This is a genomic window from Bradyrhizobium sp. U87765 SZCCT0048 (genome assembly GCF_018131225.1).
Taxonomy (GTDB): domain Bacteria; phylum Pseudomonadota; class Alphaproteobacteria; order Rhizobiales; family Xanthobacteraceae; genus Bradyrhizobium_A.
In genome coordinates, this window is record NZ_JAFCMM010000001.1 from 2,545,217 (window position 1) to 2,567,999 (window position 22,783).

24 protein-coding genes are annotated in these 22,783 nt (G+C 66.3%); 13 read left to right on the forward strand and 11 right to left on the reverse strand.

The features are described from left to right. Positions 1 to 72: 72 nt before the first annotated feature. Positions 73 to 1,002, forward strand: coding sequence for an SMP-30/gluconolactonase/LRE family protein (locus JQ639_RS11205; protein WP_211966172.1), 930 nt, complete (start codon positions 73 to 75; stop codon positions 1,000 to 1,002). Between the two features lie 11 nt (positions 1,003 to 1,013). Next, positions 1,014 to 1,607 (forward strand): GNAT family N-acetyltransferase, encoded by a 594-nt coding sequence (locus JQ639_RS11210; protein WP_211966173.1) that lies wholly within the window; start codon positions 1,014 to 1,016, stop codon positions 1,605 to 1,607. Between the two features lie 222 nt (positions 1,608 to 1,829). Here JQ639_RS11210 and JQ639_RS11215 read toward each other — a convergent pair whose 3' ends face one another. Genes JQ639_RS11215 through JQ639_RS11225 form a run of 3 tightly spaced genes read right to left on the reverse strand, consistent with a single transcriptional unit; the run spans position 1,830 to position 4,632 of the window. Beyond that, positions 1,830 to 2,807: a PDR/VanB family oxidoreductase gene (locus tag JQ639_RS11215; RefSeq protein ID WP_211966174.1), complete on the reverse strand. Its 978-nt coding sequence runs from the start codon at positions 2,805 to 2,807 to the stop codon at positions 1,830 to 1,832. A 12-nt stretch (positions 2,808 to 2,819) separates the two neighbouring features. After that, positions 2,820 to 3,584, reverse strand: a complete 765-nt coding sequence (locus JQ639_RS11220; protein WP_211966175.1) for a GntR family transcriptional regulator — start codon at positions 3,582 to 3,584, stop codon at positions 2,820 to 2,822. 4 nt (positions 3,585 to 3,588) lie between these two features. Beyond that, positions 3,589 to 4,632: an aromatic ring-hydroxylating dioxygenase subunit alpha gene (locus tag JQ639_RS11225; protein WP_211966176.1), complete on the reverse strand. Its 1,044-nt coding sequence runs from the start codon at positions 4,630 to 4,632 to the stop codon at positions 3,589 to 3,591. A 271-nt stretch (positions 4,633 to 4,903) separates the two neighbouring features. Here JQ639_RS11225 and JQ639_RS11230 point away from each other — a divergent pair, with 271 nt between their 5' ends. After that, a complete protein-coding gene (locus JQ639_RS11230; protein WP_211966177.1) occupies positions 4,904 to 5,074 on the forward strand; it encodes a hypothetical protein in 171 nt (56 codons plus the stop codon). Positions 5,075 to 5,089: 15 nt separating this feature from the next. Here the strand turns inward: JQ639_RS11230 and JQ639_RS11235 are convergent, their stop codons facing one another. Together JQ639_RS11235 and JQ639_RS11240 are read right to left on the reverse strand one after the other, a co-directional pair. Further along, entirely contained in the window at positions 5,090 to 5,932 is an 843-nt protein-coding gene (locus JQ639_RS11235) for an AAA family ATPase (protein WP_211966178.1), read from the reverse strand. A 75-nt stretch (positions 5,933 to 6,007) separates the two neighbouring features. Beyond that, positions 6,008 to 6,253, reverse strand: coding sequence for a GlsB/YeaQ/YmgE family stress response membrane protein (locus tag JQ639_RS11240; RefSeq protein ID WP_211966179.1), 246 nt, complete (start codon positions 6,251 to 6,253; stop codon positions 6,008 to 6,010). Positions 6,254 to 6,455: 202 nt separating this feature from the next. Here JQ639_RS11240 and JQ639_RS11245 point away from each other — a divergent pair, with 202 nt between their 5' ends. The 3 genes from JQ639_RS11245 to sseA are packed head-to-tail and all read left to right on the forward strand — an operon-like array spanning position 6,456 to position 8,997. After that, positions 6,456 to 7,631: a vWA domain-containing protein gene (locus tag JQ639_RS11245; protein WP_211966180.1), complete on the forward strand. Its 1,176-nt coding sequence runs from the start codon at positions 6,456 to 6,458 to the stop codon at positions 7,629 to 7,631. A 37-nt stretch (positions 7,632 to 7,668) separates the two neighbouring features. Continuing rightward, complete coding sequence (locus JQ639_RS11250; RefSeq protein ID WP_211966181.1) at positions 7,669 to 8,082, forward strand: rhodanese-like domain-containing protein; 414 nt, start codon at positions 7,669 to 7,671, stop codon at positions 8,080 to 8,082. 57 nt (positions 8,083 to 8,139) lie between these two features. Then, positions 8,140 to 8,997 carry a 3-mercaptopyruvate sulfurtransferase gene (gene sseA / locus JQ639_RS11255; protein WP_211966182.1) on the forward strand — a complete coding sequence of 286 codons (858 nt, stop codon included), beginning with the start codon at positions 8,140 to 8,142 and terminating at the stop codon, positions 8,995 to 8,997. 16 nt (positions 8,998 to 9,013) lie between these two features. Here sseA and JQ639_RS11260 read toward each other — a convergent pair whose 3' ends face one another. Next, a complete protein-coding gene (locus tag JQ639_RS11260) occupies positions 9,014 to 9,793 on the reverse strand; it encodes a hypothetical protein (protein ID WP_211966183.1) in 780 nt (259 codons plus the stop codon). Between the two features lie 369 nt (positions 9,794 to 10,162). On the opposite strand from JQ639_RS11260, the gene JQ639_RS11265 reads away from it, so the two are divergent. Beyond that, on the forward strand, positions 10,163 to 11,314 hold the full coding sequence (locus tag JQ639_RS11265; RefSeq protein WP_211966184.1) for a L,D-transpeptidase: 1,152 nt from the start codon (positions 10,163 to 10,165) through the stop codon (positions 11,312 to 11,314). Between the two features lie 83 nt (positions 11,315 to 11,397). Here JQ639_RS11265 and JQ639_RS11270 read toward each other — a convergent pair whose 3' ends face one another. Together JQ639_RS11270 and JQ639_RS11275 are read right to left on the reverse strand one after the other, a co-directional pair. Continuing rightward, the gene (locus JQ639_RS11270; RefSeq protein ID WP_211966185.1) at positions 11,398 to 12,354 is read right to left on the reverse strand and encodes a D-2-hydroxyacid dehydrogenase family protein; all 957 of its coding nucleotides are present in this window, start codon (positions 12,352 to 12,354) and stop codon (positions 11,398 to 11,400) included. Between the two features lie 72 nt (positions 12,355 to 12,426). Further along, the gene (locus JQ639_RS11275; protein WP_211966186.1) at positions 12,427 to 12,636 is read right to left on the reverse strand and encodes a hypothetical protein; all 210 of its coding nucleotides are present in this window, start codon (positions 12,634 to 12,636) and stop codon (positions 12,427 to 12,429) included. 203 nt (positions 12,637 to 12,839) lie between these two features. Here JQ639_RS11275 and ettA point away from each other — a divergent pair, with 203 nt between their 5' ends. The 4 genes from ettA (at position 12,840) to JQ639_RS11295 (ending at position 17,672) form a co-directional block, all read left to right on the forward strand. Then, positions 12,840 to 14,492, forward strand: a complete 1,653-nt coding sequence (ettA, locus tag JQ639_RS11280) for an energy-dependent translational throttle protein EttA (RefSeq protein ID WP_211966187.1) — start codon at positions 12,840 to 12,842, stop codon at positions 14,490 to 14,492. Positions 14,493 to 14,612: 120 nt separating this feature from the next. Then, positions 14,613 to 15,551, forward strand: coding sequence for a DUF4424 family protein (locus tag JQ639_RS11285; RefSeq protein ID WP_211966188.1), 939 nt, complete (start codon positions 14,613 to 14,615; stop codon positions 15,549 to 15,551). 242 nt (positions 15,552 to 15,793) lie between these two features. Beyond that, positions 15,794 to 16,387 (forward strand): TIGR00645 family protein, encoded by a 594-nt coding sequence (locus tag JQ639_RS11290; protein ID WP_211966189.1) that lies wholly within the window; start codon positions 15,794 to 15,796, stop codon positions 16,385 to 16,387. A gap of 10 nt (positions 16,388 to 16,397) precedes the next feature. Next, positions 16,398 to 17,672, forward strand: a complete 1,275-nt coding sequence (locus tag JQ639_RS11295; protein ID WP_211966576.1) for a lytic murein transglycosylase — start codon at positions 16,398 to 16,400, stop codon at positions 17,670 to 17,672. Positions 17,673 to 17,758: 86 nt separating this feature from the next. Here JQ639_RS11295 and JQ639_RS11300 read toward each other — a convergent pair whose 3' ends face one another. The 3 genes from JQ639_RS11300 to JQ639_RS11310 all read right to left on the reverse strand — a co-directional run bounded on the left by JQ639_RS11300 (position 17,759) and on the right by JQ639_RS11310 (position 19,334). After that, positions 17,759 to 18,055: a hypothetical protein gene (locus tag JQ639_RS11300; RefSeq protein ID WP_211966190.1), complete on the reverse strand. Its 297-nt coding sequence runs from the start codon at positions 18,053 to 18,055 to the stop codon at positions 17,759 to 17,761. A gap of 416 nt (positions 18,056 to 18,471) precedes the next feature. Beyond that, positions 18,472 to 18,780: a hypothetical protein gene (locus tag JQ639_RS11305; RefSeq protein ID WP_211966191.1), complete on the reverse strand. Its 309-nt coding sequence runs from the start codon at positions 18,778 to 18,780 to the stop codon at positions 18,472 to 18,474. A gap of 158 nt (positions 18,781 to 18,938) precedes the next feature. After that, a complete protein-coding gene (locus JQ639_RS11310) occupies positions 18,939 to 19,334 on the reverse strand; it encodes a hypothetical protein (RefSeq protein ID WP_502748159.1) in 396 nt (131 codons plus the stop codon). 156 nt (positions 19,335 to 19,490) lie between these two features. On the opposite strand from JQ639_RS11310, the gene JQ639_RS35655 reads away from it, so the two are divergent. Together JQ639_RS35655 and JQ639_RS11320 are read left to right on the forward strand one after the other, a co-directional pair. Continuing rightward, positions 19,491 to 21,128 carry a DCC1-like thiol-disulfide oxidoreductase family protein gene (locus JQ639_RS35655; protein WP_349644605.1) on the forward strand — a complete coding sequence of 546 codons (1,638 nt, stop codon included), beginning with the start codon at positions 19,491 to 19,493 and terminating at the stop codon, positions 21,126 to 21,128. Next, complete coding sequence (locus JQ639_RS11320; protein WP_211966193.1) at positions 21,125 to 22,747, forward strand: saccharopine dehydrogenase family protein; 1,623 nt, start codon at positions 21,125 to 21,127, stop codon at positions 22,745 to 22,747. Before JQ639_RS35655 ends, JQ639_RS11320 begins: the two co-directional genes overlap by 4 nt. Positions 22,748 to 22,783: the final 36 nt, after the last annotated feature.

Consider the following 22,783-nt stretch of genomic DNA (forward strand, 5'->3'; position numbering starts at 1 on the left):
GCCGTCATCCTCGTCCCGGCCACATGCTCCGCTGAAGGCCGACAACCACAAAAGCAACAACGGGAGGCCTTCATGTCCAACATGCGCGTCATCGCCACGGGGCTCGAATTTCCGGAAGGACCGATCGTCCTGCCCGACGGCTCGGTCGTGCTGGTGGAAATCCGCGGCAAGCGCCTGACGCGCGTCTGGCCGGACGGGCGCAAGGACGTGATTGCCCAGATTCCGGGCGGCCCCAACGGCGCCGCAATGGGGCCGGACGGCAAGTGCTACATCTGCAACAATGGCGGCTTCAGCTGGTCGCCGCTGCGCGGCATGATGATGCCCGGCGCGCCGAGCGCGGCCGAATACATCGGCGGCTCGATCCAGCGCGTCGACCTGCAGAGCGGCAAGGTCGAGACGCTGTTCGACAAATGTGGCGAGCATCCACTCAAGGGACCGAACGACCTGGTGTTCGACAGGGATGGCGGCCTGTGGTTCACCGATCTCGGCAAACGCCGGGCCCGCGACATGGATGTCGGCGCCTTCTATTACATGAAGCCTGGCGGCAAGGAGGTTGTGGAGGGCCATTTCGGCATGCTGCCGGCCAACGGCATCGGCCTCTCCCCTGACGAGAAAACCGTCTATGTCGCCGAGACCCCGACCGCGCGGCTGTGGGCCTTCGACGTCGGCGCGCCCGGCGAGATCAGGCCGAGCGAGGTCATCTACCGCGGCGAGCGCGGCCGGCCGATCGCCGGGCTCGGCGGCTACCAGATGTTCGATTCGCTCGCGGTCGAAGCCGGCGGCAATGTCTGCGTCGCCACCCTCATCAAGGGCTGCATCTCGGTGATCGCGCCCGACGGCACGCTCGTCGAGCAGGTACCGACCGGCGATATCGTCACCACCAACATCGCCTTCGGCGGCCCCGAGCTGAAGACCGCCTACATCACCCTCTCGGGCAAGGGTGAACTCGTCACCATGGACTGGCCACGTGGCGGCCTGCCGCTGAATTTCCTCAACCGCTGAACGGACACCTCATGACCTGGCTCGAACCTCTCACGCTCACCGGCCACCATGGACGCCTCGAACCACTGTCGCAAGCGCACCACGACGGCCTCGTCGAGGCCGTCAGCGACGGCGAACTCTGGAACCTGTGGTATACGTCGATCCCGAGCCCGCAGACGATGGAGAAGGAAATCGCACGGCGTCTCGGCCTGCAGGCCGCCGGTGCCATGCTGCCATTCACTATCATGCAGCCCGACGGCACCATCGCCGGGATGACAACCTACATGAACGTGGACGCCGCCAACAGGCGCGTCGAGATCGGCTCGACCTGGTATCGCCGCAGCGTGCAGCGTTCTGCGCTCAATACCGAATGCAAGTTCATGCTGCTGCGTCACGCCTTCGAGCAGCTCGACTGCATCGCGGTCGAATTCCGCACCCACTTCTTCAACCACCAGAGCCGCCGGGGCATCGAGCGGCTCGGCGCCAAGCTCGACGGCATCCTGCGCAGCCACCAGGTCGCGCCCAACGGCACGCTGCGCGACACCGTCGTCTACAGCATCATCGCCGCCGAGTGGCCAACAGTGAAGGCACATCTGAGCTTCCAGATGGAGAAGCCGCGCGCCTAGCGATTGAAGACTTGATTCGTCACCAGCTCTGGCTTCGGCCGGGGCGTTCTTCGAAAGCCACCAGTCGGGCGAGCCCGACTGGTGGTGCGCAGCATGGCCATCGAAAAGCGATGGCCCGAACAAGGCGTCCGGGCCGTTCATCCTTCGAGGCTCGCATGCTCGCGCCTCAGGATGACGGTGAAAGGCCCAGTCCGGGCTCGATCTGCTATTGAAGCGAGGATTTCACGCCGCGTCGCGGCGATAGAGCGTATCGACCGTGACCGTGCCGACCGCACGGGAGACGCAGGCGCACATCTTGCGATTTTCCTGCTTCTGGTGGTCGCTGAAGAACACGTCACGGTGATCGAGCTGTCCATCGACGCTGACGACATCGAGCGCACAGACGCCGCATTCGCCGCGCTCGCAATCCGACATCACGTCATGGCCGGCAGCGTTCAGTGCATGCAGCAGCGACTCGCCCTGCGCCACCACGATCTCCTCGCCGGATTGAAGGATGCGCACCCGGAAGGCCTCTGTGGGGAGAAGGCCGCTGGAGCCGAAGGTCTCGTAACGCAGATCGGAGGCCGGGCGTCCAAGGCCATTCCAGCTGCGCCGCGCCGCCTCGAGCAGCCGCATCGGACCGCACAACACCGCCAGCGCCTCCGCCGGCAGAGCCGCGAATGTCGCATCGAGATCGAGCCGCTTCCCGTCGTCGCCAGCATGAACGATAAGGCGGTCGCCCAGCAACGCAGTCAGTTCATCGAGGAACGCAGCATCGCCGCGCGAGCGCACGCAATAGTGCAGCGTGACATCGGCACCTCTGCGGACGAGAGCGGCCGCGATCCCGACGATCGGGGTGATGCCGATGCCGCCTGCGACGAGACAGTACGCAGGCCGCCGCCAATCGAGCTCGATCAGAGCGCAGGGGTTGGACACCTCAAGCCGCGCTCCCGCCTGCAACGCCCACATCGCCCGCGAGCCGCCGCGGCTGTCCGGCGCGAGCCGCACGGCAATGCGATAGCCGTCCGCGCCGGCCTCGCCGACCAGCGAATACGACCGTGTCTGCGGCTGGCCGCCGATCAACAGGTTGACATTGATGTGGCTGCCGACCGCGAAGGCCGCAACACCGCCGTCCGGCCGCAGCACGAACTCGCGGATCTGCGGCGCGACATCGCGAATGGTGGCGACGGTGCAGGACGTCCAGGTTTCGGCAAAGCGCATCGCAGCTCTCCTTCAGCTTTCGCCTTGCGGCACGCGAACCGCTGCCTGGGCCAGCGCCGGCAGCAGGTCGAGATGAGTGCGGTTGCGCAGCGCGAGGCGCAAGTTGCGTGCCGCAAGGCGCGCGTGCTCGCGCATGATGGCTTCGGCGCGAGCGCCCTCACGGTTCTCGATGGCATCGACCACGATGCGGTGGTGCTCCTGCGCGATCATCAGGATCTGGTGCGCTTCGGGCAACGCCGACTGCGCCATGACAAAGCCGCTCGGCGAGGCGAACGGCAGCGCAGAGGCGCGGTCGATCTGGCGGATCACCGGCGCGCTACGCGACAGTTCGGTCAGCAGGGCATGGAAGCGCGCATTGAGCGTGACATAGACCGAGAACGCCTCGACCGAGACCTGATCCTGGTTCACCAGCGTCTCGAGTTCGGCGAGATTTTCCTTGAGCGGCGCGAGATCGCGCGCCGACACGCCGCGCTCGGCGGCGAAGCGCGCCGCGAGCCCTTCCAGCGTGCCGCGCAGCTCGATGGAATCGAGGATGTCGCGCTCCGAAAAACCCTTCACCATGAAGCCGCCCGACGGGATCGCCTCCAGCAGGCCCTCCTCCTCCAATCGCACCAGCGCCATGCGCACCGGCGTGCGCGACACGCCGGTGGTCTCCACCGCCTGCAGCTCGGAGATGCGCTCGCCCGGCCGCAAGCTGCCGGACAGGATCTGATCGCGCAGCGCGAGCTGCGCACGCACGGTCTGGGAGACGGAGCGTTCGGCGTCCCGGTCGTTCATGGCGCTACTCCGCGGCCTGCAGTCGCTTGGTTTCGGCGGCGACCATGCGGTCGATCACCCGGCGCGCCCACATCGCCCCCGCATCGATATTGAGATTGTAGAAGACACGGTCGGGGTTCTCGTCCATGGCGCGCTGCTGCGCCTCGAGGATGATCTCGTCTTCACGGAAGATGCCGGACACGCCCTCGCGGATCTGCGTCGTCAGCTTCTGCTCGGTGAGGCGGTGGTTGCGCACGAACGCCCAGAAATAATGGCAGGTGGTCGCCGTCTCCGGGGTCATGGTGTTGAGCACGAAACCGTTGACGCCCTGCGAGCGGTCGCCTTCCGGCGCCCCCGTGTCGGCCGGTGCGACGCCGACGTCGATATTGACGGTCGCCGGCGCCTGGAAGTTGATGATCTGCCAGCGATCGACCGGCCCGGGCTTCTGCAACTGCGCAGCCCAGAACGGCGGCGCCTCGATGCCCTTCATCCAGCGCGTGACCGTCACGGTGCGGTCGCCATGGGTGACGTCGAAGGGCGACTCGGCCACCGCGTCGTTGCCGATGCTGCCGCCGTGCACGAAGGTCTCGTGGGTGAGATCCATCAGATTGTCGACGACCAGGCGATAGTCGCACTTGGCGTGAATGGTCTTGCCGTCGCCCGCCCAGGCCGGATCGTCGTTCCAGTGCATGTCCGGCACCAGCGCCGGATCGGCCAGCGCCGGATCGCCCATCCACAGCCAGATGAAGCGGTGCCGCTCGACCACTGGATAAGAGCGCACGCAGGCCGACGGATTGATGGTTTCCTGCGAGGGCATGAAGGTGCAGCGGCCCTGCGCGTTGTATTTCAGGCCGTGATAGCCGCAGACCACGGTGTCGCCTTCGAGACGCCCCTTGGACAGCGGGACCAGGCGGTGCCAGCAGGCATCCTCCAGAGCGGCAACCGTTCCGTCGGCCTTGCGATACATCACCACATGCTTGCCGCAGATCGTGCGGGGGAACAGGGCATGCTTGATGTCCACATCCCACGCCGCGGCGTACCAGGCGTTCATGGGAAAGGGCTGGGTCATGGCGGCTTCCTCCCGGGCGGCTTATTATGAATTCAGTATGTATACATCAATTGCGCAAAGCTGGCAATATCGCACTTAAATCTCCATTCTGCGGCTAATTATGTATACATAAAATCAAAAAAATGGCATCCACCCAGTCAGATGGACCGGGAAATTGCCGACCGATCGCCATCTCCAGCAGCGCCAAATCGCGCTGAATCTCCGCCTGGACCGGCATGATTTCTTAAAGCCGAGCGCCGACAATGCGCGCGGACCAGAAGGCAGGTGATCGATGAGCAGCATTTCAGCCGTCGGCCAGGCGCAGCAGCCGCAAGTGGCTGCCCCCACCCATCACGGCAAGAAGCACCACCCCAGCACTCCGCCAGCCGAAAGCACGCCGGCCGCCAAACCGGCAGCCAGCAGCGCCCCGACACGGCCGGGAGGCGTCGACAAACTCGCCTGAGAAGGAGGCCGGCCGCTAGACCTCGCGGCGGCTGAGAAAGGCCAGACGCTCGAACAGGTGGACGTCCTGCTCGTTCTTGAGCAGCGCACCATGGAGCGGCGGGATCAACTTGCGCGGATCGCGCTCGCGCAGGGTCTCCGGGGTGATGTCCTCGTTGAGCAGCAGCTTCAGCCAGTCCAGCAGTTCCGACGTCGACGGCTTCTTCTTCAAGCCCGGCACCTCGCGCACCTCGAAGAAGATGCGCATCGCCTCCTGCACCAGGCGCTGCTTGATGCCCGGGAAATGCACGTCGACGATCTGCGACATGGTGTCGGCGTCGGGGAACTTGATGTAGTGGAAGAAACAGCGGCGCAGGAACGCGTCCGGCAGCTCCTTCTCGTTGTTCGACGTGATCATCACGATCGGGCGCTTGGCCGCGCGGATGGTCTCGCCGGTCTCGTAGACATGGAATTCCATGCGGTCGAGCTCGAGCAACAGGTCGTTCGGGAATTCGATGTCCGCCTTGTCGATCTCGTCGATCAGCAGCACCGGCCGTGCCTCCGAGGTGAACGCCTCCCACAGCTTGCCGCGCCTGATGTAGTTGGCGATGTCCGACACGCGGGGATCGCCGAGCTGGCTGTCGCGCAGACGCGACACCGCGTCGTATTCGTAGAGCCCCTGCTGCGCCTTGGTGGTGGACTTGATATGCCAGGTCAGCAGCGGCGCGTTCAGCGCCTTCGCCACTTCTTCGGCCAGCACCGTCTTGCCCGTGCCCGGTTCGCCTTTGACCAGCAGCGGCCGCTCGAGCACGATGGCTGCATTGACGGCGACCTTGAGGTCATCGGTCGCCACGTAATCCTTGGTGCCGGTAAATTTCATCGAAACAACGCCTCGTCTCTGTAAACATGAAACGACCGCCGTGACGGCGGTCGCTCCGTCGTTGAACTCAACTCGTCACGCGCGCCGGATCAGCGCCAGAATGACAAGCACGATGATGCCGCCGATCGCGGCGTTGATGATTTCCGCAACCCAGCCGACGCCAAGATGAATGCCGAGCTTCGGCAGGACGTAGCCGGCGACCACGGCACCGACGATGCCGACCACGATATTGCCGAGCAGGCCGAAGCCCGCCCCCTTGACGATCAGGCCGGCGAGCCAGCCCGCAATGGCGCCGACGATGATCCAAGCAATGATACCCATCAGCCAATCCCCTCCCGCGCACGTGGTCGCAGGACCGCTTCCCGTTCCTGCGAAAGGCCCGCATCACGAGCCCGACCTGTAACTTTAGTGGAAAAACCGGACCGGTCCAGAGCACCGGCCGGCTCCGGCGGCAAAAACATGACTGCTCCGCCGCCGCCGCGCCGGCTTGACGGCGCGGCGGCGGCGGGCGACCTTGCGCCCCATGTTCCTGCAATTCTTCACATCGCTGCGCGAAGCCCAGGTTCCGGTCACGCTGCGTGAGTACCTGACGCTGATCGAAGCGCTCGAGGCCGATCTCGCTGAGCAGACGGTCGAGAACTTCTATTACCTGTCACGCGCCACGCTGGTGAAGGACGAGCGCAATCTCGACAAGTTCGATCGCGTGTTCGGCGCCACCTTCAAGGGGCTGGAGAGCCTGCTCGACGCGATGGAAAAGGCCGATATTCCGGCCGAATGGCTCAAGAAACTGGCCGAGAAATATCTCACCGACGAAGAGAAGAAGCAGATCGAGGCCATGGGCTGGGACAAGCTCATGGAAACCCTGCGCGAGCGGCTGAAAGAGCAGAAAGGCCGCCATCAGGGCGGCAACAAGTGGATCGGCACCGCCGGCACATCGCCATTCGGCGCCCATGGCTACAATCCCGAGGGCGTCCGCATCGGCCAGGAGAAGAACCGCAATTTCCGTGCGGTGAAAGTCTGGGACCGCCGCGAGTTCAAGGACCTCGACGGCAATGTCGAGCTCGGAATCCGCAATATCAAGGTGGCGCTGCGCCGCCTGCGCAAGTTCGCCCGCACGGGGGCGCCCGACGAACTCGATCTCGACACCACCATTCGCGAGACCGCCAACCACGGCTACCTCGACGTCCACATGCGCCCCGAACGACGCAACGCCGTCAAGGTGCTGATCTTCTTCGACATCGGCGGCTCGATGGATTCGCACATCAAGCAGGTCGAGGAGCTGTTCTCGGCGGCGAAGAGCGAATTCAAGCACATGGAATATTTTTACTTCCATAACTGCCTCTATGAAGGCGTGTGGAAGAACAACAAGCGCCGCTTCACCGATCGCACCCCGACCTGGGACGTCCTGCACAAGTACCCGCATGACTACAAGGTGGTGTTCGTCGGCGACGCCTCGATGTCGCCCTACGAGATCGTCGTGCCGGGCGGCTCGGTTGAACATGTCAACGAGGAAGCCGGCGCGGTGTGGCTCGAGCGCGTGACGCGCACCTATCCGCATACCGTGTGGCTCAACCCGGTGGCGCGCAAGCACTGGGACTATTCGGAATCCACCACCGTCATCCGCAAGCTGTTCGCCGAGCGCATGTATCCGCTGACGCTGGAAGGCCTCGAGAGCGCGATGAAGGAACTGGTGCGCTGAAGCGCGCTGCAACACGTCGATCGATACGGACATCCGCATGCCCCAGACCATCCACCGCGGCTACAAGGCGCTCGTCGACGAAGCCAATGCGCAGGTGAAGACCATGACCGCGGCCGAGGCGATCGCTGCTGCGCAGAGCGACGACGTCGTCATCGTCGACATCCGCGATCCCCGCGAGATCGAGCGCGAAGGCCGCATTCCCGGCGCGTTCTCCTGCACCCGCGGCATGCTGGAATTCTGGATCGATCCGGACAGCCCCTACGCCAAGCCGGTTTTTCAGCAGGACAAGACCTTCATCTTCCACTGCGCCGGCGGCCTGCGCTCGGCCCTCGCGGCCAAGACCGCGCAGGACATGGGCCTCAACCCGGTTGCCCACATCGCCGGCGGCTATGCCGCCTGGCGCGACGCCGGCGGCCCGACCGAGCAGATCCCTGCACGGGCCGCCAAGTAGCCGACCGACGCCATCCCGACGACCGCCACCACCGCCACCGACGTGGACACTTTCCCCATGACGCACACCGACGATCCGCTGGTTTCCACCGACTGGCTGGCGAGCCGGCTCGCCGACCCGTCCATCCGCATCCTGGACGCCAGCTTCAAGATGCCCGGCGTGATGCCGCTGCCGGTCGACGATTTCCTCGCGGCGCATATTCCCGGCGCCGCGTTCTTCGACGTCGAGGCGATCGCCGATCACGCCTCGCCGCTGCCGCACATGTATCCCGATGCCCGTCAGTTCGCGCGGGACGTCGGCGCGCTCGGCGTCTCCAGCGACAGCCTCGTCGTCGTCTACGACTCCGGCGGCTGGGTCGCCGCGCCGCGGGCATGGTGGATGTTCCTGAGCTTCGGCCACGCCAATGTCCGCATCCTCGACGGCGGACTGCAGAAATGGCGCGCAGAGGGCCGGCCGCTGCAGTCGGGCCCCGCCTCGCCCCGCGCGGCGCGCTTCACCGCGCATCTCGACGAGACTTATGTGCGCAGCCTCGCGCAGATGCGCGCGAACCTCGATGACCACCGCGAACAGGTGATCGACGCCCGCGCCCGTCCGCGTTTCGCCGGCGAGGTCGCCGAGCCACGGCCGGGCCTGCGCTCGGGCCATATCCCGGGCAGCCTCAACCTGCCCTACAACGAGCTGTTCGATGCGGCGACCGGCACGATGAAGCCGATCGATGAGCTCAAGGCGCGGTTCACCGCGGCGGGCCTCGATCTCGACCGCCCGATCGTTACCACCTGCGGCTCCGGCGTGTCGGCTGCTGTGCTGACCCTTGCGCTCTATCGGCTCGGCGTGCGCGGCTCGGCGCTCTATGACGGCTCGTGGTCCGAGTGGGGCCACGTCGACGGGCCCCCGGTCGCGACCGGACCGGCCTGACGCCGGCCGAAGCTCCTCAACCGCCGAAACCGGCGAACGGATTGCCGGGCTGCGCCATCCGTGGCTGCAGCGACACGCCCTGCTGCACCACCCGGCGTCGCAGCGCGGCCGCATGACGCGCGCGCTCCCGCTTGCCCGCATCGGCACGCGACTTCGCGGGCCGCGATGCGGCCGGCTTTGCCGCCGGACCGGCCTCCGCCTTGCGTCCGGGCTTGTTCACGGCCGCTTTCTCGCCCCTCGCCGATGCAGTGGTCGCCACCTCGGCACTGGCCGCTGCGGGATCGGACAAGGCAACCACCGTCACATCGGCCGGCGCCGCCTGAACCGTCGTCCGGGGCGATGAGGGCGGAAGCGACACCGGCACCTCCGCAACGCCTGCAGCCCCAGGATCGACCGCAGCCACCGAAACCGGCGTACCCGGGCCGGGCGCTGGCCGGGACGTTTCTGCCGGGGCCATGGCGGCGACCTCGGCGGTTGCCGCTGCCTCGGGGACCGCCGACGCTGCAGCCATGTCGGTCGTGGAGGCTGCGGCCTGTTCGGCCGCCCGGGCCGCGGCGATCATCCGCTCGACGTTGCTGTCCTGGTCGGCGATCGTCTCCACACGCAGCATCGCCAGCGTCAGCTTGCGTGTGTCGCGCTCCCGCGCCACCACCGCCTCTGGCGCCTCCCAGGCCAGCGGGCGGCTCACCAGATCTTCGCGCGCGGCGCGCAGCAGCGCCGATGCGCCGAGGCCGAACACCACCACCGAGACCGACAAAAGCACCGTGGAGATGAGGAAACGGAAACCGGGGAGCATGGACGCCTCGCCGCTGGTCGCGATGCGCGAACCGTCAAGGAACGGGGATGAATCTCGAACAACGCGGACACGACACAAACGCGGAACCTGATCGGTCGGGTGGTCGGCTCAAGCCGGAACCGGCAGCGAATCAGGTGCTTTTGAGAATAGCGCAAGCCCCCGCGCCGCGATGATGAAAAAGTGTGGCCGTCGCGCGGAACCCGCCGGAGTGTTCGCTCACATCGCAATCCGGCGAAGATGAACGCGATCTCGCAAAAAAGTCAGCCGTTTTAGGCCAGGTTTCTGCATCAATGTCTTGAATGTGCCGCTATCCTGCGCAATCAGCAGGTTGACCATCCGGAGTCGGTCGCGGGCTACAATAGGGACATGATGGACAAGCGCATTCTGACGATCTTGGCGGTCGCCGCCACGGGCCTCGCGGGTGCCACGGCGGCGATGGCCCAGGGCTATTCGCAACCGCAGGGCTATTCCCAGCCTGGCGGCTACCCGCCGCCGCCCGGCTATTCGGCAGCTCCTGGCGCCTATCCTCCCGACAGCCCGTTGCCCGATTTCGACGCCATGGACGACGAAGGCAATGCGGCCCCGCGCGGCCAGGCTGCGCTGTCGGCTCCGGGCCCGGCTCCCGCGCCGCTCGGCCCGGTGATGTCGCCGGACGATCCTCGTTATGGCCGTCCCGCCGGTCCGCCCCCGGTGGTCTATTCCAACCGCCCGCCGCAAGAGACCTACGCCAACCAGGCGCCCGCTGGCGGCTATGGCGATCCCTCGTCGCTGCGACCGCCGGGCGCCGTGGATGGTGGTCAGGGTGGCCAGATGACCGGTTCGCTGCAGAACCCCGGCCCAGCCCGCGATTCCGAGGGGCGGCCCAACACCGTGATGGCGCTGCCGGACGACGACCAGCCGGAAACCGGCCCGCGCAAGGAGCTTCCCGAGCGGCTGCGCCGCCAGGAGGTGAATTACGTCACCAAGGAGCCGGCGGGCACCATCATCGTCGATACCCCCAACACACAGCTCTATTATGTCCTCGGCAACAACCGCGCGGTCCGCTACGGCGTGCGCGTCGGCCGCGACGGCTTCACCTGGACCGGCGTGCAGAAGATCACCCGCAAGGCCGAGTGGCCGGATTGGCATCCGCCGCCGGAGATGATCGAGCGCCAGCCCTACTTGCCGCGCTTCATGGCCGGCGGCGACGGCAATCCGCTGGGCGCTCGCGCGATGTACCTGGGATCGACCGTGTACCGCATCCACGGCACCAACCAGCCGTCGACCATCGGTCAGTTCGTGTCGTCGGGCTGCATCGGCATGCTCAACGAGGACGTAACGGACCTGTTCGACCGCGTGAAGGTCGGCACCCGTGTGGTCGTGCTGCCGGGCGGCAAGCCGCCGGCGCTCGCCACCACCGCCTCGGCCCAACCGATGGCCCCTGCCCCGACCCAGGGCATGGCCGGCGGCCACGGCGGAAATATCCCCGGCACCGGCCCGACGGTCGTACCGCCGCTGCCGGCACCCGTCACGGTGCGCTGACACCTGGACAACACTTCCAACACCAAGGCCCGCTTCAACACCGTTGAAGCGGGCCTTGTCGTCTCCGAAGACCTCTTGTCGTCTCAGCCGAGCTGGCGCACCGGCGCGCCCGCGAGCCAGGCGACGATGTCCTCGACCATGTCCTCGTAATAGCGGCGGTAGTTCTCCGCCGTGACATAACCGAGATGCGGCGTCAGAACGACGTTGTCGAGCCGGCGCAGCGGATGATCGAGCGCCAGCGGCTCCTGCCAGAACGTGTCGAGCCCGGCGCCGGCGATGCGCCGCTCACGCAACGCCGCGAGCAGTGCGGCCTCGTCCACGATCGGCCCGCGCGCGGTGTTGATGAGGTAAGCCGACGGCTTCATCCGGGCGAGGTCGGCGGCGCCGACAAGGCCGCGGGAGCGCTCCGACAGCACGAGATGGATGGTGATGACGTCGGAGGTCGCGAATAGCTCCTCCTTGCTGGCATAGGCGACACCCGCCGCCGCACAGGCCTCGGGCGTCAGGTTGCTGCTCCAGGCCTTGACCTGCATGCCGAGTGCGAGGCCGACGGCGGCGACGCGGGCACCGAGCTTGCCGAGGCCGACGATGCCGAGGGTCTTGCCCTCGACATCCTCGCCGACGGTGATCTGCCAAGGGGCACCCGCCTTCATGCGCGCGTTCTCGAACCCGATCCGGCGCGTCAGCTCCAGCATCAGGCCAATGGCGATGCCGACGGTCGGATTGCCGATATTGCCGGTACCGCACACCGTGACGTTGCGCGCCCTGGCGGTGGCAAGATCAAACGAGGCATTGCGCATGCCTGAGGTCAGCAGCAGCTTCAGCTTCGGCAGCGCCGACAGGACCTCGCCCGTAAACGGCGTGCGCTCGCGCATGGCGCAGACGATGTCGAAATCCTGCAGGGCCGCGATCGCCGTGGCGGCGTCGGCAAACGGCGCATCGAACACCGTCAGCGCGACCTTGTCGCCAAGCGCCGACCAGTCGGCCAGCTTCAGGGCAACGTTCTGGTAGTCGTCGAGAATTGCGCAGCGTAGCGCCATGGGTCACCGTCGCAGTGGGAGCGGACGGCGACGAATATCCCGTGCCGAAAGCGACGATGCAAGGAACCAGTGCTACTGGATTTCGCTCGGCCGGGGTGCGCGATCGGCATCGTTCTTGGCGTGCCATGCCGGCCCTGGGCCGCGCATGTAGTGCTGTTCGGGACGATAGGGATCGAAAGCTGCGACCACGAACTGGCGCAGGAAGTCGACGACTTCACGGAACAGCCCGGACTCCTGGGCCCCGGCCGCGGCGGACCGGACGGAGGGATCGAGAAACGCCATGACGCACATCTGTTGCTGGGGGGCGACGAGCAACAGTTTTGCGCGGAACTGATTAAAAAGCGGTTGTGATCGTTAACCCGAGGGAAACGGTTGCCATTAGGCTTTCCAAAGGGTTACCGCGGCGGTTGCCCTTTGGGGACCGGAACGCTACATCAGCGGCAGCCCATTTTCCCCGCGCGCGACGGCTTCACCCAAGGATCACGATGGCTCGCCAGTTCGTCTATTTCATGCAGGGTCTGTCGAAGACCTATCCCGGCAACCGCAAGGTGCTCGACAACGTCCACCTGTCCTTCTACCCGGACGCCAAGATCGGCGTGCTCGGCGTCAACGGCTCGGGTAAGTCGACGCTGCTGCGGATCATGGCCGGTATCGACAAGGACTATAACGGCGAGGCCTGGGTCGCCGAGGGCGCCCGTGTCGGCTACCTCGAGCAGGAGCCGCAGCTCGACCCGAGCAAGACCGTTCGCGAGAACGTCATGGAAGGCGTCGCCAAGCAGAAGGCGATCCTCGACCGCTACAACGATCTCGCCGTCAACTATTCCGACGAGACCGCCGACGAGATGACCAAGCTGCAGGACGAGATCGAGGCCCAGGGCCTGTGGGATCTCGACAGCAAGGTCGACCAGGCGATGGACGCGCTGCGCTGCCCGCCGGATGACGCCGACGTCAGCAAGCTGTCGGGCGGTGAACGCCGCCGCGTCGCGCTGTGTCGCCTGTTGCTCGACCAGCCCGAACTGCTGTTGCTGGACGAACCGACCAACCATCTCGACGCCGAGTCGGTGTCGTGGCTGGAAGGCCACCTGCGCAACTATCCCGGCGCGATCCTGATCGTCACCCACGACCGCTACTTCCTCGACAACGTCACGGGCTGGATTCTCGAACTCGACCGCGGCCGCGGCATCCCCTACGAGGGCAACTACTCGTCGTGGCTGGTGCAGAAGCAGAAGCGGCTGGAGCAGGAAGGCCGCGAGGAGGCCGCGCATCAGCGCACCCTCGCCCGCGAGCAGGAGTGGATCGCGGCGTCGCCCAAAGCGCGCCAGGCCAAATCCAAGGCGCGCTACCAGCGCTATGAAGATCTGCTCAAGAAGGCCAGCGAGAAGCAGACCCAGACGGCGCAGATCGTCATCCCGGTGGCCGAGCGCCTCGGCAACAACGTCGTTGACTTCGAAGGCCTCACCAAGGGTTTCGGTGACCGCCTGCTGATCGACGACCTGACCTTCAAGCTGCCGCCCGGCGGCATCGTCGGCGTGATCGGCCCGAACGGCGCCGGCAAGACGACGCTGTTCCGCATGATCACCGGCCAGGAGAAGCCCGATAAGGGCACGATCACCGTCGGCGAGAGCGTGCAGCTCGGCTATGTCGACCAGTCGCGCGACGCGCTCGACGGCAGCAAGAGCGTGTGGGAGGAGATCTCCGGCGGAAACGACCAGATCCTGCTCGGCAAGCGCGAGGTCAATTCGCGCGGCTACTGCTCGGCATTCAACTTCAAGGGCGCGGACCAGCAGAAGAAGGTCGGTGCGCTGTCGGGCGGTGAACGCAACCGCGTGCATCTCGCCAAGATGCTGAAGTCCGGCGCCAACGTGCTGCTGCTCGACGAACCGACCAACGACCTCGACGTCGACACGCTGCGCGCGCTGGAAGAAGCGCTGGAGGATTTTGCCGGCTGCGCCGTCATCATCAGCCACGATCGCTGGTTCCTCGACCGAATCGCGACCCACATTCTCGCCTTCGAGGGCGAGAGCCACGTCGAATGGTTCGAGGGTAACTTCCAGGACTACGAGAAGGACAAGATGCGCCGGCTCGGCCAGGACTCGGTGATCCCCCATCGCGTGAAGTACAAGAAGCTGACGCGCTGAAGCGCTACGCTCCCACCCTAGCCCAGGCTTGAAATGCGGTACCTAGCCAGAGTCTTCGCCGGCGCTCTCGCATTCAGCCTGGGAATTGGGCACCCCTGTGTGTCGCAGGCCAACGACTCGATGGCTGTTTTTGCCGCCGGCGGGCTGCAATTCCAGCCGACGAGCGAGCTGCGGATGACTAGCGAGGACCTGTATCTCAGCCCGCTCGAAGTCCGCGTCAGCTATACCTTTCTCAACCTCACCGGTCACGACGTCAGCGGCACGGTGGCCTTTCCGATGCCTGAAATCTCTGTCGCCGAGATGAGCGAAAGGCCTCATAAATTTCATGGTTCGTCTCTTGAGGGAGACATCTTCGATTTTCATGTCGAAGCCGCAGGCGAACTGATCAAGCCACAGGCCGACATTTATGCCTTCGTCAAAGACCGAAAAGGCGTTGAGAAGGATGTCACCGAGGTCCTGAGAAAATATCGTGTCCCTGTCATCAAGCCCGACCCCACCTACAGCACCCTCACCACGGACGAGATGAAGGCTCTTGTCGCGGCCGGCGTCGTGGACAACGACGAAGATCACCATCCCCTATGGTCGGTCAGGACCACCTTTCATTGGCAGCAGACGTTTCCCGCAGGGCAATCCATCTCGATCACTCATCGATACAAGCCGATCGTTGGCGGCAGTTGGATCAGAGCCAATATCCCCTCTGACGATGGCCGCTCCCAGGAATTCTGCTTCGACAAGACATTTGCCAGGTCCGCACAGGCACTCCCCGCCGACGACAACGGCATGCTGGGAGAAACACAACTCGAATACATCCTCAAGACCGGCGCCAACTGGGCTGGCCCCATCGGGACGTTTCGGCTGGAAATCGCCAAGGGCAGCGCAGATCTGGTATCGCTGTGCCCGATCCCCGGCTTGAAGCTGGAATGGCGAAGTCAGTCCTTTATCGCCGAGGCGAAGCAGTACACGCCGACAACCGACATCAAGCTCCTGTTCCTGTATCGCGCCTGCGACAAGGCTCCGTGCCAAAGCAACATGCCGAGCTGGCCCGGCCTTCCCCGTTGACCCGGAAGATTGAACTGGCCTCCTCGCTTGGAGGCTTGATGAAATTGCCGAAATTCACTGAACGGCCGCTTCCCCGCTCTGCGCCCTGCCCGGCTCGCGCCAGGCCTGTTATGATCGCTGCGGTGAATCGCCGCTGCCGGCTGCCTCGACAGCGCCGAAACACTGCACCTATTTGAAGCCGGCCTTTTCAGGCACGCTGGCATCCGCTGCGTGCCGTCCGTTCCATGCTCAAAGGAGTGCCGATGTCGCCGACGCCCCCGTCCCCCATCTCACGCAGCGCCGCGCTGCGCCCGCTGCCGATGCTGATCTTCGGATCGCGCTGGCTGCAGCTGCCGCTGTACATCGGCCTGATCGTGGCGCAGGGCGTCTATGTGGTGCTGTTCCTGAAGGAACTCTGGCATCTTGTCACCCACGCCGCAGACTTCAACGAGCAGCAGATCATGCTGGTGGTGCTCGGCCTGATCGACGTGGTGATGATCTCCAACCTCCTGGTGATGGTCATCGTCGGCGGCTATGAAACCTTCGTGTCGCGGCTCAATCTCGAAGGCCATCCCGACGAGCCGGAATGGCTCAGCCATGTCAACGCCAGCGTGCTCAAGATCAAGCTGGCGATGGCGATCATCGGCATCTCCTCGATCCATCTGCTGCGCACGTTCATCGAGGCAGGCAATCTCGGCGGCGCCGGCCGCACCACCAACTACACCGAGACCGGCGTGATGTGGCAGACCATCATCCATGTCGTCTTCATCCTGTCGGCGATCGGCATCGCCTATGTCGACAAGATCACCAACAGCGCGATCGAGTCGGCGCATCGCAGCGCCGCCGCCGAGCACTGAGGCTCCCATGATGCGGCGCGGTGGCGACGGCACCGGATCGTGGTCGAGGCTTGCAGGCCGCTTCGCGGCCTGCGCGCTCGCTGCTTTCGCCTGTCTCGCCGCGCCGCCGCCCGCGGCAGCCGCACCCGATCCGGCGTTCACCCGCTTCATCGCCTCGCTGTGGCCGGAGGCGCAGGCGGCTGGCGTGTCGCGCGCGACGTTCGACAGCGCGACACGCGGCCTCGAGCCGAACTACAAGCTGCCGGATCTCGTTCTGCCCGGCCGCAGCCCGTCGTCGGCGCCGCCGCAGGCGGAGTTCGTGCAGGTGCCCGCCGACTACGTCAAGGAGGCGACGATCGCCCGCCTTGCGACCGAAGGCCAGCGCCTGCAGCAACAGTACCGTCCGACGCTGTCGGCGATCGAGCAGCGCTTCGGCGTGCCGGCGACCGTGATCCTCGCGATCTGGGGCCGCGAGACCGACTACGGTCGCTACACCCTGCCCTACAACGCATTGCCGGTGCTGGCGACACAGGCCTATGTCGGCCGCCGCAAGGACCAGTTCCGCAACGAATTCATCCTGGCGCTGAAGATCCTCGACGAGGGCCATGTCGCGCTCAAGGACATGCGCGCGTCATGGGCCGGCGCCATGGGCCTGACCCAGTTCCTGCCGTCCGAGTTCTATCAGCATGCCGTCGATTTCGACGGCGACGGCCATCGCAACATCTGGACCTCGGTGCCCGACGCGCTGGCGTCCGCAGCGCAGCAGCTCAAGAACAAGGGCTGGCAGGCGGGTCTGCGTTGGGCCTACGAGGTGAAGGCGCCGCCCTCCGCCGACTGCACGCAGGGCGTACCCGAGGTGACCCGGCCGATTGGCGAGTGGCTAAAGCTCGGCTTCGTGCCGGTGCGTGGCCGGCAACTGTCGGCAGCGGAAAAGGCCGAGCCGGCGTCGCTGCTCCAGCCCGAAGGCATCTATGGCCCGGCGTTCCTGACCACGAAGAACTACTTCGTCATCAAGGAATACAATTTCTCTGACCTGTACGTGCTGTTCGTCGGCCACCTCAGCGACCGCATAAGCGATCCGCAACCGTTCGCGACGCCCTGGTCCGCCTCCACACAGTTGCGCACGACCGACGTCGAGGCGATGCAGCGCGAACTGACCCGGATCGGCCTCTACAGCGACAAGCTCGACGGCAAGGCGGGGATGAAGACCCGCGCCGCGCTCGGCGCCTACCAGAAAAAGGCTGGCCTCAAGGTCGACTGCTGGCCGAGTGCGGGCGTGCTGCGCACGCTGAACACAGCGCGCTGACGCCCACGACACGCTCCCCCAACAGCGGCATGAAAAAACCCGGCCATTGCTGACCGGGTCTTTCAATCGGACATCCGTGGATGGGATCAGTCGCAGGCCTGGACGCGGCGGAAGCGCCAGCCGTAACCATCCCAGAAGCGCTCGCGAACCCAACGGCACTCCGGCTCGACGACATAAGCCGGGCCTGGCGCATAGTAAGCGGGCGGCGGCGGCGGAGCGGCGGCAGCGCCGGCAAGTGCGCTGCCGAGCAGCGCACCACCGATCAGCCCGCCAGCGACACCGGCAGCGATCCGGCCACCGTCGGCCTGCGCGGCCGGCATGGCGACAGCAAGCGATCCGGCGATCGTAGCAACCGCGAGAAACGCAGAAAGGGTCTTCTTCATTCTCATTCTCCTCAGATCACGCCGAGCCCGGCGCTGGGAATTGGTCCGACTCAAGAGCCCATCTCAGGCCCATTTTAGCTTGTTCGTCCCGTCAGTGAAAGCGCCCCCGCCGGCTCGGCGGAAACCGCAACGCTCGTCCCCGCGACCATCTTAATGGATTTTCCTGCCAGGGTCTTAAAAAACAGGTCTCAAACACCGGCAGGACGTCCAGAGGTCTGCAGGATTATTCAAAGCCGCTCATTTACGGCCCAATTTTGGCGTTCCGTTTGATCACGCCCTCATGAACGGGCGCCCAGGCCGGCCGTCCACTGCTTTCCCGCCCGCATGGCGGCGCCCGGGGCACCGCCATGCAGGATCGGTTACAGGCCCGTCGTGGCAGATTGATCAGCTACGCGCCTGATCGGTTACAGACCTGATCAATTGCACACCTGGACACGACGGCTGCTCCAGCCGTAGCCATCCCAGACGCGCTGGCGGGTCCAGTAGCACCCACCGCCATAATAGGCCGGGCTGGCGACATAGGCCGGACCGCCGTAATATCCATAGCCTGGCCCATAGTAGCCAGGCCCGGCGAGAGCGCCGCCCAGAATGGCTCCGGCAGCCAGTCCGCCGATAATGCCAGCAGCCACCGCACCGCCGCCGCGCGCTTCCGCGGGGGCCGGCGTGGCAATCGCCGTGGCGGCCACCAGGCCCACAGCCGCCAATGCCATCAGTGCTCGTTTCATGGCTCACTCCTGATCCCTCTCACAGACGACACAGCTAACGCATCGTCGAGCACAGGGTTTCATATCCGCCTTGAATGGCCCATGAACGCCGCCGCCGGATTCCCGCCATGTTCCTTGTGGGTTCCTTGCAGCCCCCTACGGTGGCGGGCACGACCACGCTATTTCGCGGGCGCATCCTTGGCCGCAGGGGCATCCTTGGCCGAAGGCGCATCCTTGGCCGGCTCGGCAGCCTTCTTGTCGCCACCCGGCTGAGCCCTGGCCTGCAGTTGCTCGAGCGACCTCTGCAGGACGATGATCGTGCCGCCCAGTGCCTCGACCCGGGCCTTCAACGCGGCGATCTCGCGGGCCGCGGCGTCGATCTTCTGCTGCTGTGCGAGAGCACCTTGCGTCATCGTCTTTTTCAGGAAATCGACATTGCTCTGCAGGCAGCTGGTCCGCCGTTCCATGGTCTTCTCGGCGGTGCAGATCTCGATCCCCGGTACGTCCTGCGCCATCGCGGCACCGACCGCCAGCATCGACAACGTCAGCGCATAACCGCCTGCTCTCAGCATCACGACCTCTCCCGGCTGCGGCCGGGAACAGCCGGCCTCGGATTCTCCCGCGCCCTCGCAATCGCGGCGCGCCTGTGTTCTAACACTTTCGTGCCCTCTTCGAAGGCGCGACCTGCCGTCACGCTCCGACAACAGTCGTATCCGCACCAAGATCCCCTCATGCGCGCGCATACCATCGCCGTCGCCGGTTGTGGCCTCGCCGGTCTCACCACTGCCCTGCTGCTGCATCGGGATGGCCACGACGTCACTCTGTTCGAACGCTTCGACACCCCGCGCCCGCTCGGCTCGGGCCTGATGCTGCAGGCGACCGGCCTCGCCGTGCTGCGCGAGCTCGGCCTCGACGGCACCGTCCTCGCCGCAGGCGCACGCATCGATCGTCTGATCGGCAAGGCCGTGCCGTCCGGACGAACCGTGCTGGATGTGCGCTTCGCCGCGCGCGGCCCGCAGGCCTTCGGCCTCGGCATTCACCGCGGCGCCTTGTTCGATGTTCTGTTCCAGGCTGTGATCGCCGCCGGTATTCCAGTCATCACCGGCCGAACCGTCACGGCAGCATGGCTCGACGGTGATGGGCGGCGCACGTTGTGTTTCCACGAGACCTCGCCCGCGGGCCCGTTCGATCTCGTGGTGGACGCGCTGGGTATCGGCAGCCCGCTGCTTGCCGCCCGTGGCCGCGCACTGCCCTATGGCGCGCTGTGGGCATCCCTCGACTGGCCCGCGAACACCGGCTTCGACGCCCACGCACTGGAGCAGCGTTACGTCCGCGCCAGCACCATGGCGGGCGTGCTGCCGATCGGATCCGCGCCGGGAAGCACCTCACCGCAGACCGCGTTTTTCTGGTCGCTGCGCAGCGACCGCCTCGACGACTGGCGGCAGCGTGGCCTTGCCGCATGGAAGGCCGATGTGCTGCAGGTGTGGCCGGCAACGGCACCGCTGCTCGCAGAGATCGAAACGCCCGAGCGCCTCACCTTCGCGAGCTACGTTCATCGCACCGCGGCCACCGCCGCGGAGCCCGCCCTGGTGCATATCGGCGACGCCTGGCACGCCACCAGCCCGCAGCTCGGCCAGGGCGCCAACATGGCCTTCCTCGATGCTTACGCGCTCGCGAAGACGCTGCGCGAAGGCACGAACGCGACCGCAGCCGGCGCGCGCGCGATCGCACTGCGCCGCGGCCATGTCCGGCTCTATCAGGGCATGAGCGCGCTGTTCACACCGGTGTATCAATCGGACAGTCGCCTGCTGCCGCTGCTGCGCGACCGCATCGCGGGGCCGCTGTCGAAGATCTGGCCGGCAACGCGCATTCTCGCCGCCATGGTCGGTGGTCTCATCGGCAGGCCATTTGCGCCCCTCGGCCTCAATGTCGGCACCACGGTGCCGCACGACGACCCGCTGACGACGATCGCCGGCCCAGCCCCGCTGATCGTGTTCGATGGCGAATGCGTGCTGTGCTCGACCCAGGCCCAGTTCGTGCTCCGGCACGACCGCGCGCGGCGCTTCCGCCTGACCACGGCGCAGGGCGCAGTCGGACAGGCGTTGTATCGGCATCTCGGGCTGCCGACCGACAGCTATCAGACCATGCTGCTGATCGAGGGCGGTGAGGCGCAAATGCATTCCGATGCCGTCCTCGGCATTGCGCATGGCCTCGGCTGGCCATGGCGCGCCGCCGGACTGCTGAAGGTAATCCCGCGCGCGTGGCGCAATCGCGCTTACCGCCTGATCGCCCGCAACCGCTATCGCTGGTTCGGACGTCACGACGTCTGCTGGCGGCCGACACCCGACATGACGGACCGCATCCTGTGACACGAGTGCTGGTGATCGGCGGCTATGGTGGTTTCGGCCTGCGCATCGCACGCCGTCTCGCCGCCGATGGCTGGCAGGTGCTGGTCGCGGGCCGCGATCTCGCCAGGGCGACAGCCGCCTGCGCCGGCACGCCGGGCCTTGCGCCGCTGGCATTCGATCGCGACCGAGATCTCCACGCCGTGGTGGCGCAGCACCGGCCGTTTGCCGTCGTCGACGCCGCCGGCCCCTTTCAGGGCGCAGGCTACGACGTCGCGCGGGCCTGCATCGCCGAGCGCTGCCACTATCTCGACATCGCCGATGGCCGCGCCTTCGTCGCCGGTATCGGCGCACTCGATGCCGCGGCGCGCGAGGCCGGCGTCGCCGCCATCGCTGGGGCATCGAGCGTGCCCGCCTTGTCAGGCGCGGTCGTCCGCGCGCTCACTCACGACCTCACCGACCTGCGTGCCATCGACATCGCGATCAGCGCCTCGAACCGCGCAACCGCTGGCGTCGCTGTCAGCCGCGCGATCTTTTCCTATCTCGGCCGCCCGTTGCCGTTATGGCGCCATCGCCGCACCGAGACCGGCCATGGCTGGCAGGACCTGCGGCGCGCCGACTTCCATGTCGCTGGCGAGCCCTCACTCAAGGGCCGGCTGATCGCGCTCGCCGACGTGCCCGACCTCACGTTGCTGCCGGAGCGCCTGCCCGGCCGTCCTGCCGTGAGCTTTCGCGCCGGGACGGAGCTGACGCTGCAAAACCTTGCGGTGTGGGCGCTGAGCTGGCTGGTACGCTGGGGCTGGCTCGTCCACCCGGAGCGGCTGCTGCCCCTGCTGCTGCGCGTGCAGCGCCTCACTGCTAAACTTGGCAGCGATCGCTCCGCGATGATCGTGCGGACCTTCGGCGTGCGCGGCGACGCCCGCTGCGAGCGGCGCTGGACGCTGATCGCCAATGACGGCTGTGGCCCGGAGATCCCCGGCCTGGCCGTGCCGGTCCTGCTGCGCCAGCTTCGCGATGGCGCGCTGGCGCCTGGTGCCCGCGATGCCGGCACGCTGCTGACGATTGCCGACGTCGCGCCTGCGTTCGCCGCCATGCCGGTGCGCCATGCCATCACCACCCACGACTTGCCGCCGCCGCTCTACGCCCGGGTGATGGGTGATGCGTTCGCGGCGCTGCCGCCGCGCGTGCGGGCAATGCACGACGTGCTGCGTGACCACGGCGCCCGCGGACGCGCCGTTGTCACGCGCGGCCGCGGGCTCATCGCGCGGGTGATCGCTCGGCTGTTCGGCTTCCCGCCGGCTGGCGAGCACGACCTCCATGTCAGCTTCGACGAGCGCGATGGCATCGAGACCTGGACGCGCAACTTCGGCGGCAAGGCCTTCCGCAGCCGGCTGTCGCAGCATGGCCCACTGCTGGTGGAGGCATTCGGCCCGCTGCGCTTCGGCTTCGCGCTGCCGGCTGATGACAGGGGATTGACCATGCAGATGCGACGCTGGTGGTTTGGACCACTGCCGTTGCCGCTGGCGCTGGCGCCGCGCTCGGAGGCGCGCGAATGGCAGGCCGACGACCGCTTCCAGTTCGACGTGCCGATCGCACTGCCGATGGTCGGCGTCATCGTGCACTATCGCGGCTGGCTGGCGTAGCGGCCAAGAAAAAAACCGCAAGCAACAAGGCTCGCG